This window comes from Marinimicrobium sp., assembly GCF_002695945.1.
Classification (GTDB): domain Bacteria; phylum Pseudomonadota; class Gammaproteobacteria; order Pseudomonadales; family Cellvibrionaceae; genus Marinimicrobium; species Marinimicrobium koreense.
Map to the genome: position 1 here is coordinate 61,845 of NZ_NZQP01000039.1, position 16,034 is coordinate 77,878.

12 protein-coding genes and 1 pseudogene are annotated in these 16,034 nt (G+C 58.2%); 9 read left to right on the forward strand and 4 right to left on the reverse strand.

Annotated features, from left to right (window positions below):
• The first annotated feature begins 145 nt into the window (after window positions 1–145).
• The 3 genes from acs to CMG77_RS09215 are packed head-to-tail and all read left to right on the forward strand — an operon-like array spanning window position 146 to window position 3,734.
• Complete coding sequence (gene acs, locus CMG77_RS09205; protein ID WP_024462254.1) at window positions 146–2,083, forward strand: acetate--CoA ligase; 1,938 nt, start codon at window positions 146–148, stop codon at window positions 2,081–2,083.
• A gap of 26 nt (window positions 2,084–2,109) precedes the next feature.
• Complete coding sequence (locus tag CMG77_RS09210) at window positions 2,110–2,964, forward strand: NHL repeat-containing protein (RefSeq protein WP_286806293.1); 855 nt, start codon at window positions 2,110–2,112, stop codon at window positions 2,962–2,964.
• On the forward strand, window positions 2,964–3,734 hold the full coding sequence (locus CMG77_RS09215; protein WP_286806295.1) for a TatD family hydrolase: 771 nt from the start codon (window positions 2,964–2,966) through the stop codon (window positions 3,732–3,734). The genes CMG77_RS09210 and CMG77_RS09215 overlap by 1 nt, the downstream gene beginning before the upstream one ends.
• 32 nt (window positions 3,735–3,766) lie before the next feature.
• On the opposite strand, the gene CMG77_RS09220 is transcribed toward CMG77_RS09215, so the two are convergent.
• Window positions 3,767–4,570 carry a tRNA threonylcarbamoyladenosine dehydratase gene (locus CMG77_RS09220; RefSeq protein ID WP_286904227.1) on the reverse strand — a complete coding sequence of 268 codons (804 nt, stop codon included), beginning with the start codon at window positions 4,568–4,570 and terminating at the stop codon, window positions 3,767–3,769.
• Window positions 4,571–5,151: 581 nt separating this feature from the next.
• On the opposite strand from CMG77_RS09220, the pseudogene CMG77_RS09225 reads away from it, so the two are divergent.
• From CMG77_RS09225 to CMG77_RS09235, 3 genes and pseudogenes are all read left to right on the forward strand, one after another.
• A pseudogene (locus tag CMG77_RS09225) lies at window positions 5,152–7,833 on the forward strand (TonB-dependent receptor).
• A 155-nt stretch (window positions 7,834–7,988) separates the two neighbouring features.
• On the forward strand, window positions 7,989–8,972 hold the full coding sequence (locus CMG77_RS09230) for an amidoligase family protein (RefSeq protein ID WP_286904228.1): 984 nt from the start codon (window positions 7,989–7,991) through the stop codon (window positions 8,970–8,972).
• Complete coding sequence (locus CMG77_RS09235) at window positions 8,957–9,634, forward strand: gamma-glutamyl-gamma-aminobutyrate hydrolase family protein (protein ID WP_123639103.1); 678 nt, start codon at window positions 8,957–8,959, stop codon at window positions 9,632–9,634. Before CMG77_RS09230 ends, CMG77_RS09235 begins: the two co-directional genes overlap by 16 nt.
• A gap of 42 nt (window positions 9,635–9,676) precedes the next feature.
• Here CMG77_RS09235 and CMG77_RS09240 read toward each other — a convergent pair whose 3' ends face one another.
• The 3 genes from CMG77_RS09240 to CMG77_RS09250 form a co-directional block, all read right to left on the reverse strand.
• Window positions 9,677–10,243 (reverse strand): porin family protein, encoded by a 567-nt coding sequence (locus CMG77_RS09240; RefSeq protein ID WP_024462261.1) that lies wholly within the window; start codon window positions 10,241–10,243, stop codon window positions 9,677–9,679.
• A 73-nt stretch (window positions 10,244–10,316) separates the two neighbouring features.
• The gene (locus CMG77_RS09245) at window positions 10,317–10,700 is read right to left on the reverse strand and encodes a BON domain-containing protein (RefSeq protein WP_286806304.1); all 384 of its coding nucleotides are present in this window, start codon (window positions 10,698–10,700) and stop codon (window positions 10,317–10,319) included.
• Between the two features lie 77 nt (window positions 10,701–10,777).
• Window positions 10,778–11,047 (reverse strand): EF-hand domain-containing protein, encoded by a 270-nt coding sequence (locus CMG77_RS09250; RefSeq protein ID WP_123639101.1) that lies wholly within the window; start codon window positions 11,045–11,047, stop codon window positions 10,778–10,780.
• Window positions 11,048–12,015: 968 nt separating this feature from the next.
• On the opposite strand from CMG77_RS09250, the gene CMG77_RS16190 reads away from it, so the two are divergent.
• The 3 genes from CMG77_RS16190 to mnmH all read left to right on the forward strand — a co-directional run bounded on the left by CMG77_RS16190 (window position 12,016) and on the right by mnmH (window position 16,001).
• Entirely contained in the window at window positions 12,016–12,879 is an 864-nt protein-coding gene (locus CMG77_RS16190; protein WP_502691823.1) for a HAMP domain-containing sensor histidine kinase, read from the forward strand.
• Between the two features lie 514 nt (window positions 12,880–13,393).
• Window positions 13,394–14,758 carry a sigma 54-interacting transcriptional regulator gene (locus CMG77_RS09260; protein WP_286904232.1) on the forward strand — a complete coding sequence of 455 codons (1,365 nt, stop codon included), beginning with the start codon at window positions 13,394–13,396 and terminating at the stop codon, window positions 14,756–14,758.
• 112 nt (window positions 14,759–14,870) lie between these two features.
• Window positions 14,871–16,001, forward strand: coding sequence for a tRNA 2-selenouridine(34) synthase MnmH (gene mnmH, locus CMG77_RS09265; protein ID WP_286904234.1), 1,131 nt, complete (start codon window positions 14,871–14,873; stop codon window positions 15,999–16,001).
• Window positions 16,002–16,034: the final 33 nt, after the last annotated feature.

Genomic DNA, 16,034 nt, shown 5'->3' on the forward strand with positions numbered 1-16,034 from the left:
TATTTACGGCTTGGCCGCTTTGGACAACGTTGTCTGTGGCCAATTTCAGAAACTGCTGTTAAGCTTGAGTTTGCGGCTCCGAGCCCGGATCTTGAACACTAGCGTCAACCACGAATTGCAATAACAACTGTCAGCGAGGCTTCTCATGTCCGAACACCACATCCACCCGGTTCCCGATTCCTTCAAAGCGCATGCGGCCATTGATGCGGAGCGCTATCGGGCGATGTACCAGCGCTCAGTAGAGGACCCGGATGGGTTCTGGGCGGAGCAGGCCGACGCCTTTCTGACCTGGGACAAAAAGTGGGACAAGGTGTGTGAGAGCGATCTGCGCAAAGGGGAAGTCGCCTGGTTCAAGGGCGGCAAGCTCAATGTCAGCGTAAACTGCGTCGATCGCCATCTGGAGCAGCGGGCGGATCAGGTCGCCATCATCTGGGAGGGGGATGACCCCTCGGAAGACCAGATGATCACTTACCGGGAATTGCACACCGAAGTCAGCCGGCTGGGCAATCTGTTGCGTGAGCGCGGCGTCAAGAAAGGCGATCGAGTGTGCATTTATATGCCGATGATTCCCGAGGCCACCTACGCCATGCTCGCCTGTGCCCGTCTGGGCGCCATCCACTCGGTGGTGTTTGGTGGCTTCTCCCCTGATGCACTGAAAGACCGGATTCTGGATGCGGATTGCCAGGTGCTGATCACCGCCGATGAGGGGGTTCGCGGTGGCAAACACATCCCGCTGAAAAACAATGCGGACAAGGCGATGAACGCCTGCCCGGGTGTGCATACTTGCCTGGTGGTCAAGCGTACCGGTGCCGATGTCGGCTGGAAGGAAGGTCGGGATATCTGGTACGAACAGGAAGTGGAGCGCCAATCCGATCACTGTGAGCCGGAGAGCATGGATGCCGAAGACCCCCTATTCATTCTGTATACCTCGGGCTCTACCGGCAAACCCAAGGGGGTGCTGCACACCTCCGGTGGCTATCTGCTGCAGTCGGCCATGACCCATAAATATGTATTTGACCACCAGGAAGGTGACGTTTACTGGTGTACGGCGGATGTGGGCTGGGTCACTGGCCACAGCTACATCGTATACGGCCCCCTGGCGAACGGTGCAACCACGCTGATGTTTGAAGGGGTGCCCACCTACCCGGATGCCTCCCGCTGTTGGCAGGTGGTCGACAAGCATATGGTCAACACCTTTTACACCGCGCCCACGGCCATTCGGGCTCTGATGGGGGCGGGCGATAAGTGGGTCACCCAGACCTCCCGTCAGTCCCTGAAGCTGTTGGGAACCGTGGGGGAGCCAATCAATCCCGAGGCGTGGGAGTGGTATTACCGGGTGGTGGGCGAGAGCCGCTGCCCGATCATGGATACCTGGTGGCAGACCGAAACCGGTGCCCATATGCTGACCCCGCTGCCCGGTGCCACCGACCTGAAACCCGGTTCCGCCACTTTGCCCTTCTTCGGGGTGCAGCCGGTGCTGCTGGACAATGAGGGCCATGAAATAGAGGGCGCCGGTTCCGGTAACCTGGCGATCAAGGCGCCCTGGCCAAGCCAGATTCGCACGGTGTATGGCGATCATCAGCGCTGTATCGATACCTATTACAGTGCCTACCCCGGTTACTACTTTACCGGCGACGGTGCCCGTCGGGATGAGGATGGTTATTATTGGATTACCGGCCGGGTGGATGACGTGCTCAACGTCTCCGGCCACCGGATGGGGACCGCGGAAGTGGAGAGTGCGCTGGTGCTGCACCCGAAAGTCTCCGAGGCCGCAGTTGTTGGCTATCCCCACGACATCAAGGGCCAGGGCATCTATGCGTATGTCACCCTGATGGGCGGTGAAGAGCCGAGCGATGCGCTGCGTAAGGAGCTGATTGACCTGTGCGTACAGGAAATCGGCGCCATTGCCAAACCGGATATTATTCAGTGGGCGCCCGGCCTGCCGAAAACCCGCTCGGGTAAAATCATGCGCCGCATCCTGCGCAAAATTGCCGCCAACGAGCTCGATAATCTCGGGGATACCTCAACGTTGGCGGACCCGGCCGTGGTGGATGATCTGATCGATAACCGGGCCAATCAATAAAACCAATTGTGGGAGAGTAGAGACCAATGAATCAGCTTTGGAAGCAACGTTTCGGCATGGGGGTACTGGCCACCGCGTTGGCGGCGGCCGCACTGAATGCCGGGGCCGGTGAGTCACCCCGGCTCGAACAGCAGTGGGAAACCGAGGGGCTCCGCACTCCGGAGTCTGTGCTTTACCATGAGGTTGATGGCGAAGCCTATCTGCTGGTGGCCGAAATCGAAGGCGAAGGCAATCAGGCCGACGGTAAAGGGGGGATTGCCAAGCTATCCCTGGACGGCGAAATTATTGATCAGGACTGGGCCCGCGGTATGAGCGCCCCGAAAGGCATGGGCGTTCTGCGCAACACTCTCTATGTCGCCGACCTGACCGAGGTTTTGGCGGTGAGCCTGAAAACCGGGCAGATCATGTCCCGGATTCCGGTGGCGGACTCGGTGTTCCTGAACGATGTCGCCATTGATGATGGGGGAACCGTCTATGTCTCCGATACCCGCACGGGCAAGGTCCACCGCATTCTAAGTGACGGTGCTGAGCTGTTTCTGGAGGGCCTGAAAGATCCGAACGGTCTTTACATCGACGGCGACGATATCTATATCGGGGCTGGAAACCGGTTGCTGAGAGCGAATCCCGAAGGCGATCTGGAAACCGTGGCCGAAGGCTTTGAGTCCGGCATTGATGGCGTTGAGAAAATCGGTTCCAACGAGTTCCTGGTGACCTGCTGGGTCGGGCTGGTGTATCACGTCCGTGATGGCCAGGTGACCCGCCTGATGGATACCCGTGATCCGCGCATGAATACCGCCGACCTGGGGTGGAATCCGGATGATGGGGTCACCTATATTCCCACATTCTTTACCGACTCGGTCATTGCCTACCGTTGGCGCTGATGACGACTCCACTGATCGACAGCCACTGTCACCTGGATTTTGAGGCTTTTGATCGGGACCGGGAGGCACTCTGGTCCCGGTGTCGATCCGGGGGAATTCATCAGCTGATTATTCCGGGGACGGATCCGGAGCAGTGGGGGCGAGCCCGGGCGCTTTGTGACGCACCGCACTCCGATTGGTACTTCGCCGCCGGTATGCATCCCTGGTGGCAGAGCCGGGCCGTTGAAGGCTGGGAGGCGGTGTGCCGGGATTTCCTGGCTCACCCCCGCTGCGTGGCGGTGGGGGAGTGTGGTCTGGACAAGCATATCGATACGCCCATGGACGAGCAGGAGTCCCTGCTGGACATCCATCTTGAGCTGGCCCGGAGCTGTGACAAACCGCTCATTCTTCACTGCGTCAAAGCCCACAATGAACTGATCCGGCGGCTCAAGCGCCACCGCTTTCCTCGGGGTGGTGTGGTTCATGCCTTCAGCGGTAGTGCCGACATGGCGCAAACCTATTGGCAGATGGGATTTCGGCTCGGCGTGGGAGGTGTCATCACCTATGAGCGCGCCCGCAAAACCCGGGACGCCGTCAGCCGGGTGCCGTTTGAGGCACTGTTACTGGAAACCGATGCACCGGACATGCCGTTGTCGGGCCGGCAGGGCGAGCGCAACAGTCCGGAGTTCTTACCGTTGATTGCCCAGGCGCTCGCCGATTTGAGGGGTTGCTCTGAGGAGCAGGTGGCCCGTCAGACCACCGACAATACCCGGCAGCTCTTCGGTATCTGAATGGCGGTTCAATTTGATGCGAAAGCGTCGGCTCAACAGCCTCGGTCCTGAAGATAGCGTTCCACGGCCTGACTGGCNGCGGCGAACCCGAAACTGCCCGTGACCATAACCGCCGAGCCCAGTCCACCGCCACAGTCGAGTTTGACTCCGCTGTCCGGGTCCCGGTTGCCTTTATCGCCCACGCACACGCTGCCGTCCAACTGAGGGAAGTGCATCTGCTCATTGGAATAAATGGCGTCCACCCGAAAGCGTCGCTTGGCGTCTTTGCGAAATCCGTAATGTCGAAAGAGCAGATTGCGTACCTTGCGCAGCATGGGGTCGTAAGCGGTTTGTGCCAGGTCGGAACAGACAATCTGCTTCGGGTCCCGCTTCCCACCCGAAGAGCCCACGGTGATCAGGCGGCCCTTGAGGCGACTGATGTAGGCCACCAGGTGTGCTTTGATGTGGGCGGAGTCGATGGCATCAATCACAACGTCGTGGTCCCGATTGATCAGTTGTTCAATATTGTCACTGGTCAGAAAGGTTTCCTCNCTGTGAACCGTCATCTCCGGGTTGATGGCCTTGAGGCGATCGCTCACCACCTGATTCTTGGACGCGCCGATATAGCCCTCCAAAGCGTGCAGTTGCCGGTTGGTGTTGGTCACGCACACGCCATCGAGCTCGATCAGGGTCAGGGTCCCGACGCCGGTACGCGCCANGGCCTCCGCCGCCCAACTGCCTACGCCACCCAGCCCAACTACGGCAAAGTGAGCGCCTGCCAGGTGCTCCAGGGCCGGTTCGCCATAAAGCCGCGCCAGGGNGCCAAAGCGTTGCCGGTAAGCGGGCGTCAGAGTCATGCAGTGCTCCTCAAGTGCAGGGGTAGGCTGGATAATGTGCCATTGTAAAAGATTTGAGCACTTTGGCCTAAATAAAGCCGTGTTAAACCTTGAGATATCTCCAAAGCTGTGCAACTATTAGTCCGCTGGAATCTAATATAAGCCTTAAGCAGGGTCCGTTGTCCGTCGTTTGATAAAGGACGCGATNGATGCAAAAAGGCGATCAGCCAAATTATAAAGTGAGAGAGGATAGGGAGAAATGAACCATTCAAACGACGTTCTTCCAGTCGGGTTTCCTGCTGTCTATAGCCAGTCGGACTCGATTGCCCCGCGTTTCATACCTGCGTTAGCAAATCCTTTGTAACGATATCTGTGTTAAGTCAAGTGCCAGCGTTGGTACGGGCTTTTCGTTTTCACTTTGGTGATTTCCCCGAAGGGAGTTGCTGTGGCTGTACGTTAGAGTCGCATCTGGTTTGTGCATCCTTGCAGGCCAGCGTGTTCCAGTAGTGAGAGTCAAAGACATTAGTCTACATAATAAACCAGGAGGCACCATGTCCCTATTTAACTACAAGTTTGGTAAGCAATTCTTGGCCAACACATCCATGACCGCTCTGGCACTGGCTGTTGCCGGCGCCGCCCAGGCCCAGGCGCCTGCGGATGAGCCGGTACTGGAAGAAGTGGTGGTGACCGGTTTCCGCCAGAGTCTGGCTCAGGCNNTGGATGTGAAACGTGANANTGTTGGTNCTGTCGATGCCATTNTGGCCGAAGACATCGCNGACTTCCCGGACCAGAACCTGGCCGAATCNNTGCANCGTATCCCCGGTATTGCCATNACCCGTGACTCCGGCGAAGGCCGCGAGATTTCCGTGCGAGGCCTGTCCGGTGAGTTTACCCGTATCCGTATCAACGGTATGGAAGCGATTGCCGCAACCGGCGGTGAAGGTGGTCCTAACCGCAGCCGTAGCTTTGACTTCAACGTCTTTGCCTCTGAGCTGTTCAACTCCATCGTCGTGCGCAAAACGGCATCNGCGAANGTGGACGAAGGTTCACTGGGGGCCGTGGTCGACCTGAATACCGGNCGTCCCTTTGGTTATGACGAAGGCCTGACTCTGGTNGGTGCNGTTGAAGGTCAGTANAACGACCTGAATGAAGATTTTGGTCCTCGCGTCACTGGCTTGTTCGCCTATAACGATCCGGAAGGTATNTGGGGTGTATCAGCGTCAGTCGCTTATTCAGATAACAGCACCAGCGAAATGGGGCAGAACACCGTTCGCTGGCAAGCTGCGGATTTTGCCAGTGTTGAAGGCGTGGACTGTACCGCCAATCCGGATGATTCGGGTTGTGTTGAAGTCGGTAACGGCTTCCACCCGCGTATTCCCCGCTACGGTCTGATCGATGTCGATCGCAAGCGCTTGGGTATTACCGGTGGTCTGCAGTTCCGTCCGACCGATGCCACGACAGTGAGCCTGGATCTGTTGTACTCCGAGCTGGACGCNTCCCGTGCGGAAAAATGGGGCGAAGTCCTGTTCCGCGGTAACGAAGGTGGTATGGACGTGGTCGATTACACCTACGACGCGGCCAGCAACAACCTGAANTCCATGACCGTGAACAACGCCTGGGTCCGGAATGAAAACTTCCTGAAAGCCTGGACCACCGAGTTCAACCAGGTGTCTTTGGATGTTGAGCATGAGTTCAATGAAGACCTGACCGGTCACTTCCTGGCGGGCACCTCGGAATCCGAGCTGGACTTCCCCTACGAAATCACGTTCATGTACGACGATCGTGATTATCAGGGNTTCAGCTACGATTATACCGATGATGAATTCCCGGTCATCGCGTTCAACGGACCGGATGTGACTGATCCGACCAACTTCCAGATGTCCGAATTCCGTGATCGTCCGACAAACACCGTACANGGTTTNGATACGGTCGCGGGTGATTTCACCTACTACCTGAACGANGCGTACTCNGTCGATTTTGGTGCTAGCTACAAGAAGTTCACCTTNGATACCGAAGGCTACCGTCGCGATACCGGTGTTTGCGGAGCTGAATTGATTGATTGCTCCAGCGATGACGTCTACGGAATTCCCGGTACCGACGCTCTGAGCGAAGTCTTTACTTTCGACGACAAAATGGGTTCTGGCTCTACCAGCCAGTGGGTGATTCCCGACCTGTGGGCCTGGGCCGACGAAATTGACCTGTTCAATCAGGANGCGCGTCAGGACCAGGGCAACATTCGTAGCGTTGAAGAAGAAAGCACCTCTCTGTTTGTGCAGTTGAACGGTGAGACGCAACTGGCCGGCAAGGACTTCATGTTTGACGTTGGTGTTCGTTACGCCGAAACCGATCAGACATCTTCCGGTTACAACTCCGGTCAGTTTGTCACCGTAAAGCGTGATACTTACGATGACGTACTGCCGTCGTTCAACACCGCCATGTATCTGACCGAAGACCTGATTTGGCGCGTGTCCGGTGCCAGTGTGATGACCCGTCCGGGACTGGGCAACCTGAGTCCNGGTGGTAGCGTTGACAGCTTCAACTACAGCGTATCGTTCCAGAANCCGCAACTGGATCCGACNCGTGCAGATTCTTTTGATACCTCGTTGGAGTGGTANTTTGCAGACGAGGCGATCGCGTCTATTGCCTTGTTTACCAAAGATATCGAGTCACGTCCGATTGGCGTAGAGCGNGAGGGCACCTATGCCTCTACCGGTCTGCCCTTGTCCCTGCTGGCGCCNACCTCCCCGGCCGAGGCGGATCCGGAAGGTCGTCCCTGGACCATTTCNTCACTGGAAAATGGCCCGGGCGCAGAAGTGAAAGGTTTTGAGCTGGCNCTGCAGGCTCCNTTCTCNACCTTTACNGATGCGGAGCTGNTGCGGGACTTNGGNTTTATTGCCAACTANACCTANGTNGANTCNGATGTAGACTANACCTTTGGNGANGANGTGGTCAGCGAGCGTCTGTTCGGNTTGTCCAACAANTCCTACAACNCNACNGTNTACTANGANAANGANCGNTTCAACGCNCGTATNTCCGCGGCNTATCGTGATGATTACATCACNGGNACCAGCGGTACCGGNAACCGTTTTGAAGGCTACGAAGGTACCTTCAATGTCGATTTCTCNGCAGGCTACGAGCTGAACGACAACCTCGACATCAACTTTGAAGCGCTGAANCTCACCGATGACTACCAGGATCGCTGGACCGACATCTCCGAGAAGCGTCGCTANGAGTACGACCATACCGGTCGTGTCTTCAAAGTCGGTGTGAAGTACCAGTACTAAGCGAATCCCACCTTCGGGTGCGCTTTGATCAACCCCGGGAGCCGCCAGGCTTCCGGGGTTTTTTTATGCATTAGGCAAAGTGGGCGGGTCTGTGTCATGCTATTGAGTACGGGGTTTTTGACGACTATTGCCAATACTCAGGAGGTGTCCAGACCGTGGGACTACGACTGCCCGCCAGAGCCGAAAATGCCCAAGGCGAGCCTCGCCGTATTGGGGTCGAGCTGGAAATGAATGGTCTGACGCTGGATCAGCTCAGTGAGCTGGTGGCGGATTACCTGTCTCTGACCGTCAAGCCGAATGGGCGCTATGAACGGGTGCTCAGTGGCGACCCTGCCGGGGACTGGGGTGTGGAACTGGATTTCCGCCTGCTCAAGGAGCTCGGGCGGGAGGAGCGTGATCGGGGCACCTTCTCTGGTGAACTCGGAGACTCGGCCGAAGAGGTTCTGAAGTGGTTGGCCGACTCACTGGTGCCGATGGAGCTGGTCAGCCCGCCGCTGCCCATGACCCGGCTCGATGAGGTAGAGGAAATCATCCGACGCTTGCGCGCGGCCGGCGCCAAGGGGACCTCGGATCGTCTGATCAACGCCTTCGGTATGCAGCTGAACCCGGAGGTGCCCGACGAAAAAANCGGAACGATAACCGCTTATCTCAAAGCGTTTTCCTGTCTGTACGACTGGCTTTATGCGCGGGCGGACATCAATTTGTCCCGTCAGGTCACTCACTATATTGATCCCTATCCCACGGATTATCGACGCCTGTTGGCCAGAGCGGATTACTGGCCTGATCAGAGTCAGTTGATCGATGACTATCTCGCTCACAATCCCTCGCGAAATCGCGCGCTGGACATGTTGCCGTTGTTTGCTCACCTGGATGAACCCCGCGTGCGACAGCAGCTGNATGACCCCTTGATCAAGGCGCGTCCGGCGTTTCATTACCGTTTGCCGGACTGTGAAATCCATCGTCCGGACTGGACCCTGGCGTTGGCCTGGAATGACTGGCTGGAAGTGGAAGCTCTGGCGGCGGATGCGCCACGCCTGGCGGACTGTTGCTGGTCGTACCACGAGTTTCTGGCCGATCCGCTGGATCGTTGGTTTGGTGATTGGGTCCAGCAGGTGGAGGATCGATGGTTGCGCCGTTAGTGGCGGTGACCGGGCCGCAGCGAGGTGCATTCGGCCCCCGTTTTCTGGTCGCTCAAGTGCTGCGTCTGTATGGTGCCCGCCCGATACAGGTGCGTCCCAGTGATGTCGACGCACTGCCGGACTTTGATGCGGTGGTGGTGACCGGCGGACACGACGTGCAACCGGTGTTGTACGGTGCGGAGCCCGAGGTCCATCCCAAGTATGATCCCGAACGGGATGAGCTGGAAAAGCGGGTCATTCACAAAGCCCTGGCGGAACATCGTCCGTTGTTGGGGATTTGCCGGGGGGCACAGCTACTGAACGTGTGCCTCGGCGGTACACTGGTGCAGGATCTTCGTCTGCATCGGCGCAAAACCTCGCATCGACGTACCATTCTGCCTCTTAAAACACTGGACGTCGTTCCGGGAACGCTCTTGCTGAAACTACTGGGGCAGGGGGCCCAGAGAATCAATAGCCTGCACAATCAGGCCATCGATCGTTTGGGGCGGGGGTTGCACATCGCTGGGCGGGACCACGATGGTATCGTGCAGGCGGTTGAGGATCCCGCTTACGGTTATTTATTGGGCGTTCAATGGCACCCGGAATTTTTGTTGTACCGCCGTTCGCAGCGGCACCTGTTTCGCGCTTTGATTGCGAGCATAAAAAAGCCGGCCCTGGGGTGAGGCCGGCAAACTGTGCAAACGCACGTGGGTGGAGTTAAGTAATCAGAAGCGCAGGCGCAGGCCAACCTTGACGGTGTCGAGGTCGGTGTCCTCAACGTTCGGTAGTTCCTCGAGGCGCGTATCGATTTCGTAGCGGCTGTACTCGACGATCATGTTCAGGTTCTGCGCCAGGCGGAAATCCATGCCCGCTGCGTAGAAGGGATCGTCACCGTCGGTATCACCCGAACCCACGGGGGTGTCGATATCCGCTTCCCAGAAAAACTGCCCGCCTTTGGCATACAGGCCCCAGCTGTCGGACAGCGGCAGGCGCCCGATCACCGCCATGCCGTAGCCTTCGGCGTCTGCGGTCGCCAGGTCGTTGCCGTACTCGCCGAAATAGGTCGCGCTGGCTTCCAGGCCCACATAGGGGTTGAAAAAGCCCCCGAAGCTCAATTCAAAAAAATCCTTTTCATCATCAAACTCTCCGCCACGGGCCTTGAAGCCACCGTAGCTGCCACCGACGTAGACATGGGCCGCGTTCTCGTTGTGGGAGACGCTGTCCTGTGCCAGAGCGGCGCCGGAGGTCAGCGCCAGTGCGCCTGCGATACCGTACATGATTGACTGTTTCATAGGATCATTCCTCTTTGGTTGTGATTGACAAAGCATGTCAGTGAACATTGAAACGGTCCGGTGAGTCCGGAATTCATTCCTCTTTCGGTGTCACATTCAGGGTGCTCTCGACCGAGCGCACCCCCTGCGTATTCAGCGTCGTGTAATACGCCAGTTCCTGCTGGTCCCGGTGATCAACCTCCCCGCTCAGGGTGACGTGCCCCTGCTGTGTGTCGACCGCAATGCGGGCGCCGGGCAGGTTGATGTTGGCCAGCAGCCGGGTTTTGACCTTGGCCAGGAGCGCGCTATCAGACTGTTGCTCGCTCCAGGCCGACGATGAGTGGTGGTCCTCAGTCAAACGGGGGTTCACTTGTTCTTCACTGCTGGCCTGTTGAGTCAGCAGCGTCATGGTGGCAGCCGTCAGGCTGATGCCAATAATCCAGTAGCTGTAACGTCCCAGACGGGCTAGCGGTGTCATTGTGTGCTCCCCAACGGTTCGGAAATTTCAGTAAAGTGACCGGAACGGCGCGGGGCCGCTCCGGTTCGGCATGGCAATTACTGCCAGCCGCTTCCACTGCCCTGTCCTTCGTATTCGGACTGGGTTACTTCGCCATCTCCATCGCTGTCCATGGACTCAAAGCGGCGGTCACTGATGCCGCTGTTTTTGGCTTCGTCCTTGTTGATGCTGCCGTCACCGTTCTGGTCGATCACCGAGAACGCGGAGTCGGCGCCGCTTCCCTGAGTCTGAGTGTCATCCTGAGCCACTGCGCTCAGGGTTCCCAAAGACAGAAGTGCGGTGGTTGCAATCACAGATACAATTTTCATAATTCACCTCATCATTCCTGTTGGTGTGTTACCAGCTATTGACGCGCCGGTACCGAAGCATGTCAGGCAACGGTGCTGAGTCTTTTTTGCCTGACGCCGAGGTGTATTGCCAAGGTCGTGCCACCTTTCAAAAAATATTTATTTTCAATCACTTAGCTAAATTGCTACCCGTTTGGTGGAATTTTTCCACCGATACAGTGTTGCTAAAGTGCGACGGAGTTTTGGTTTATTGGGCGCGAGGCCCGCTATGATCGGTGGGCGAGGGTGTTTCTTATTGGCAACAGTGCGCCCGTGTTCTGAACGGTCCGGGTGGTCGCCATCGCTACGAGGAAAAATTCATGCCGCACCGAAGAGGCCTGTCACTGTCCCAGCAATGGTTATTGATTGCCGTGGTGACATTGGTGCCGATGCTGGCATTGGTGGCCTATGCGTCCTGGTCGTTTTATCAGCAAATGCACACCCAGCGCCTGCTGGTGGATCACTCCGACGCGCTGGTCAGCCGGCAGTCGGGGTTGAATGCCCAGGTGCGTGATCTGGAGCGCTTTGCCCGGCAATATCGCCTGCTGCGTGATGTGACGTTTCTCGAACCCTATCAACAGAAGCGTGATGCAATTTTGACCGAGCTGGACCAACTGACCCAGTGGTTTGAGGGCGGTACTTCGCGGCGTATTGAACGTGTTGCCAAACCGCAACAGAGCGTGGTTTACGGCGCGCTTGTCGCGCTTGAAAATACGCTGCATGCNCTNAATGATGAAGCAATTCAATCCTGGCAGGACGAAGAATTTACCGAGCAACTTGCCGTTCTCTCCCAGCGTCGCTCCGCACTCGATGAGGCCGTCAGTGAATATGTTGCGGTGCTCAGTGATCGTAACGAGGCGGCGCTTCAACAGATTCTGTGGCGCCTGTCTCTGTTGGGAATGATCAGTCTTCCGGTGACCTTGACGCTTATGGCACTGGGGTTCTGGCAGATGATTCGCCCGCTGCGCCGATTGTCNTCGGCGATCCGTCATTTGGGCCACCGCGATTGGGAAACCCCTATCCGGGTCACNGGCCCCCGGGACCTGCAGGCGCTGGGCGAGCGGCTGGAATGGTTGCGGGGCCAGTTGCTGGCGGTCGAGCAGCAAAAGCAGATATTTTTGCGCCATGTGTCGCACGAACTGAAAACACCACTGTCCGCGATCGTGGAAGCGGGGTCCTTACTGCAGGATGAAGTGCCGGGGCCGATCAATGCTCGCCAACAGAATGTTTTGCGAATTCTGCTCGAGAATTCACAAAATCTGCAGGAACTTATTCAGCAGTTATTGAACTACAACGTCATAACCCACAATGTCACGGTAGAGGATCGANNCGTGGCTATGGAACCGCTGTGNGCGCGAATTACCCAGCGCCTCGATCAACAGAACCTGCGTCATCGGGTGACCTGGGATTNCCAGGGCAGCCCCGGGAGCCTGAACGGCGACACTCACCTGCTGGAAATGATATTGACCAACTTACTGTCCAATGCCTATCACTATTCATCCGATGGCGGCGTCGTGCGCGTGCGCTGGGGAGTTGACCAGAGTGGCGCCTGGTTGTCCGTCGCCGATCAGGGGCCGGGTATTCACCCGNACGATCAGGACAAAATATTTCAGCCGTTTGTGCAGGGACGTGTCCGTCGGCACGGNTCGGTACACGGTAGCGGAGTGGGGCTGGCGATTGTCAAAGAGTCAGTGGCCCGNCTCGGAGGCAGTATTGAGCTGACGTCGGCCCCGGGGGAAGGCAGCTGTTTTCTGCTTCGCTATCCGGTGTCAGANGCGTCCCGGGCGTTACCGATCAGTGAGGCATCGACATGATGAAACTTCGGCTGGTATNCCTGTTGTTACTGTTCAGTGGATGCGTTCATTGGGAGGNCCGTGCGGNCGACTCCGCGGTGCGCCCTCAGCCGGTACCTTCGCCGCAGGCGCCGGCTAAAGAAGTCACCAGCCACCATACGTTTCACAATCTGGAAGCCCTGGTAACCTTCCGTCATCAGGCCTGCCAACTGCCGGTNGAAGAGCGGGATCAACTGCTCAACGCCTATCGCGAAATGACGTCGGATGAAGCGGTATTGGGTTCGCTTATGCTNGCGACCTGTGAGCCGGATCAGACGCCGGGNCTGTTGGCCAACTCGTTGGTCGCCGCCCGGAGTATCGAGCGTCCGCCGCCCGGTTTTCCNGCATTCCTGGAGCTGTTGGCCGCNGAGGCGAAGTCTTATGCGTTGCTGGANAGACGGCTGAAAAACACCCAGAAAAAACTCGACGATATGATTGACGGTATTCGAGCCATTGAGGCGGAAATGGGTGAGTCGACGGATGAGGANNCGCTGCGATGAGTGAAGCCCGAACANCCGCGACAGAACNACCNCTGATTTTATTGGTGGACGATGACCCGGACATTCTCCAGCTCCTGAGTATGCGACTGAATGCCTCCGGCTACCGGGTGNCGACCGCGAGCTCGGGNGAGGANGCNCTGGCCAGCCTGGATCNCGAACAGGCCGCNGCGGTGATTACCGATCTGCGCATGGAGCCGATGGATGGCATGGCCCTGTTCGCGCACATACAGCAGAACTGGCCCAACGTGCCGGTTATCATGCTCACNGCCCACGGTTCCATTCGCGAAGCGGTTGAGGCAACCCAGCAGGGTNTGTTCTCNTTTCTGACCAAGCCGATCGATAATCGGGAGTTACGCCAGGTGCTGGATCAGGCGCTTGAGCTGGGCGGGTTGGGAGCGGCCCCCAAAGCGGGCTGGTCCGATGCCATCGTTACCCGCAGTGAGCTGATGTTCAAACGCCTGGAGCAGGCTCGCCGGCTGGCGCGCAGTGACATCAATGTACTGATCGGCGGTGAGAGCGGAACCGGTAAGGAGCTTCTGGCCCAGGCGGTCCATAACGCCAGCGCCCGGGCGGAGCAGCCCTTTATCGCCGTCAACTGCGGAGCCATTCCGGCGGACCTGTTGGAGTCCGAGCTGTTTGGTCACGTCAAAGGNGCGTTCACCGGTGCGACCCATAATCGGGATGGTCTCTTTCTGGCGGCCGATGGCGGCACCCTGTTTCTGGACGAGATTGGCGATATGCCCCTGAACCTGCAGGTCAAACTGCTGCGCGTGTTACAGGAGCGCAAGGTTCGGCCTCTGGGGTCATCGGCCGATCAGCCGGTGGATGTCCGGATCATCTCCGCAACCCACCGGGATCTGGAGCAGGCCATCGCCGCCCAGGACTTCCGGGAAGATCTGTATTACCGGCTGAACGTTGCCCAGTTGGCGCTCCCGCCGCTGCGCGAGCGNAAGGAAGATATTCCCTTGCTGGCCCGCTCTTTCCTCGATGATATTGCCCAGCGTACCGGCGACGCGGTGCGCCAGCTGTCGCCCGGTGGGCAGCGGATGTTACTGCAGTTCGATTGGCCCGGTAATATCCGCCAGTTACGCAACGTCATTGAACAGTTGGTGGCGTTATCACCAGCACCGCTGATCGCCGAGTCGCTGATCGCGGAGGTATTGCCCGAGCAGGGGGCGCCGGCGCTGGTGCCTCTGAAGGAAGCCAAGCGGCAGTTTGAGCGGGATTATGTGGTGCGCATACTGCGAATGACCGGCGGCAACATTACTGAGGCGGCGCGGCTGGCGGGGCGAAACCGCTCGGATTTCCATAAAATCATGAAACGCCATGAGCTCGACAGCGAGCGCTTTCGGTCGGCCTAGCGAACCGTCGCTGTCACACGTTTTTGTCGCACGTTTTGTCGCACATAGTCACTACCGGCCGGAGCCCGTATAATCGGCGCAACTGAATGTTGCCTCACACAGCGGAGCCCACATGGCCGATCGCCCCCAGGATATTGATGACTACCTAGCGCTCTTCCTNTCGGACACGCCGATGATCGATACCCGTGCTCCGGTGGAGTTTGCCAAAGGGGCGTTTCCCGCCGCGGTCAATCTGCCGCTGATGCTCGATGACGAACGGGCCCGGGTGGGCACCTGCTACAAGGAGCAGGGCCAGGATGCGGCCATTGAGCTGGGTCATCAGCTGGTGCAGGGTGATATCAAAGCCGAGCGGGTNNAGGCCTGGTTGGATTTTGCCCGNGCGNACCCCGACGGCGTGCTGTACTGCTTCCGGGGCGGCTTGCGTTCACAGATCTGTCAGCAGTGGCTGCGNGAGGCCGGCTGCGACTACCCTCGGGTCACCGGCGGCTACAAAGCACTGCGCTGGTTTCTGATTGATCAGATGGAGCGAATCTGNCGGGANCACCCCCTGATCGTATTGGCCGGNCGNACCGGTGTGGCNAANACCGACCTGCTGGTCCANTTGCCCCAGAGNGTCGACCTGGAAGGGCGAGCCAATCACCGCGGCAGCGCNTTCGGACGTCGGGTGGGCGGCCAGCCCAGCCAGATCAATTTTGAGAACGCCGTGGCCGTTGATCTACTGCGCTGCCACCATCGAGCACCGNATACGCCGATTCTGGTGGAGGATGAAAGCCATCTGATCGGTCGCTGCGTNTTACCCATGCCACTGAAGGAGGCCATGGAGCGCGCCCCGCTGGCCCTGCTGGAGGTGTCGCTGGAAGAGCGGGTTGAGCACACCTACACCAACTATATCCTGCGCAAGCTGGCGGAGTGGTCCGAGGATCAGGGCGAGGAAGNCGGTTTTGAACGCTTTGCGGAGGACCTGCGGGTGTCCCTCGGGCGCATTCGCAAGCGCCTCGGCGGCGTGCGCTACGAGGAAATGGCGCACCTNNTGGAGCAGTCCCTNAGNGCGCACNGCCGGGGTGATCCGNAGNTGCATCGNGTCTGGATTCGCCGCCTGCTGGAGGATTACTATGACCCGATGTACCGCTACCAATTGAGTAAAAAGTCCGATCGAGTCGTGGTTCGCGGTGGCCCCGAGGAAGTATTCGCCTACCTGGCCGAGCACTACGGTATCGAACGCCGGCCCGACACCCCGCGATGATCTGAATCGGCCTCGGGCGCGTTCTTAACCGGA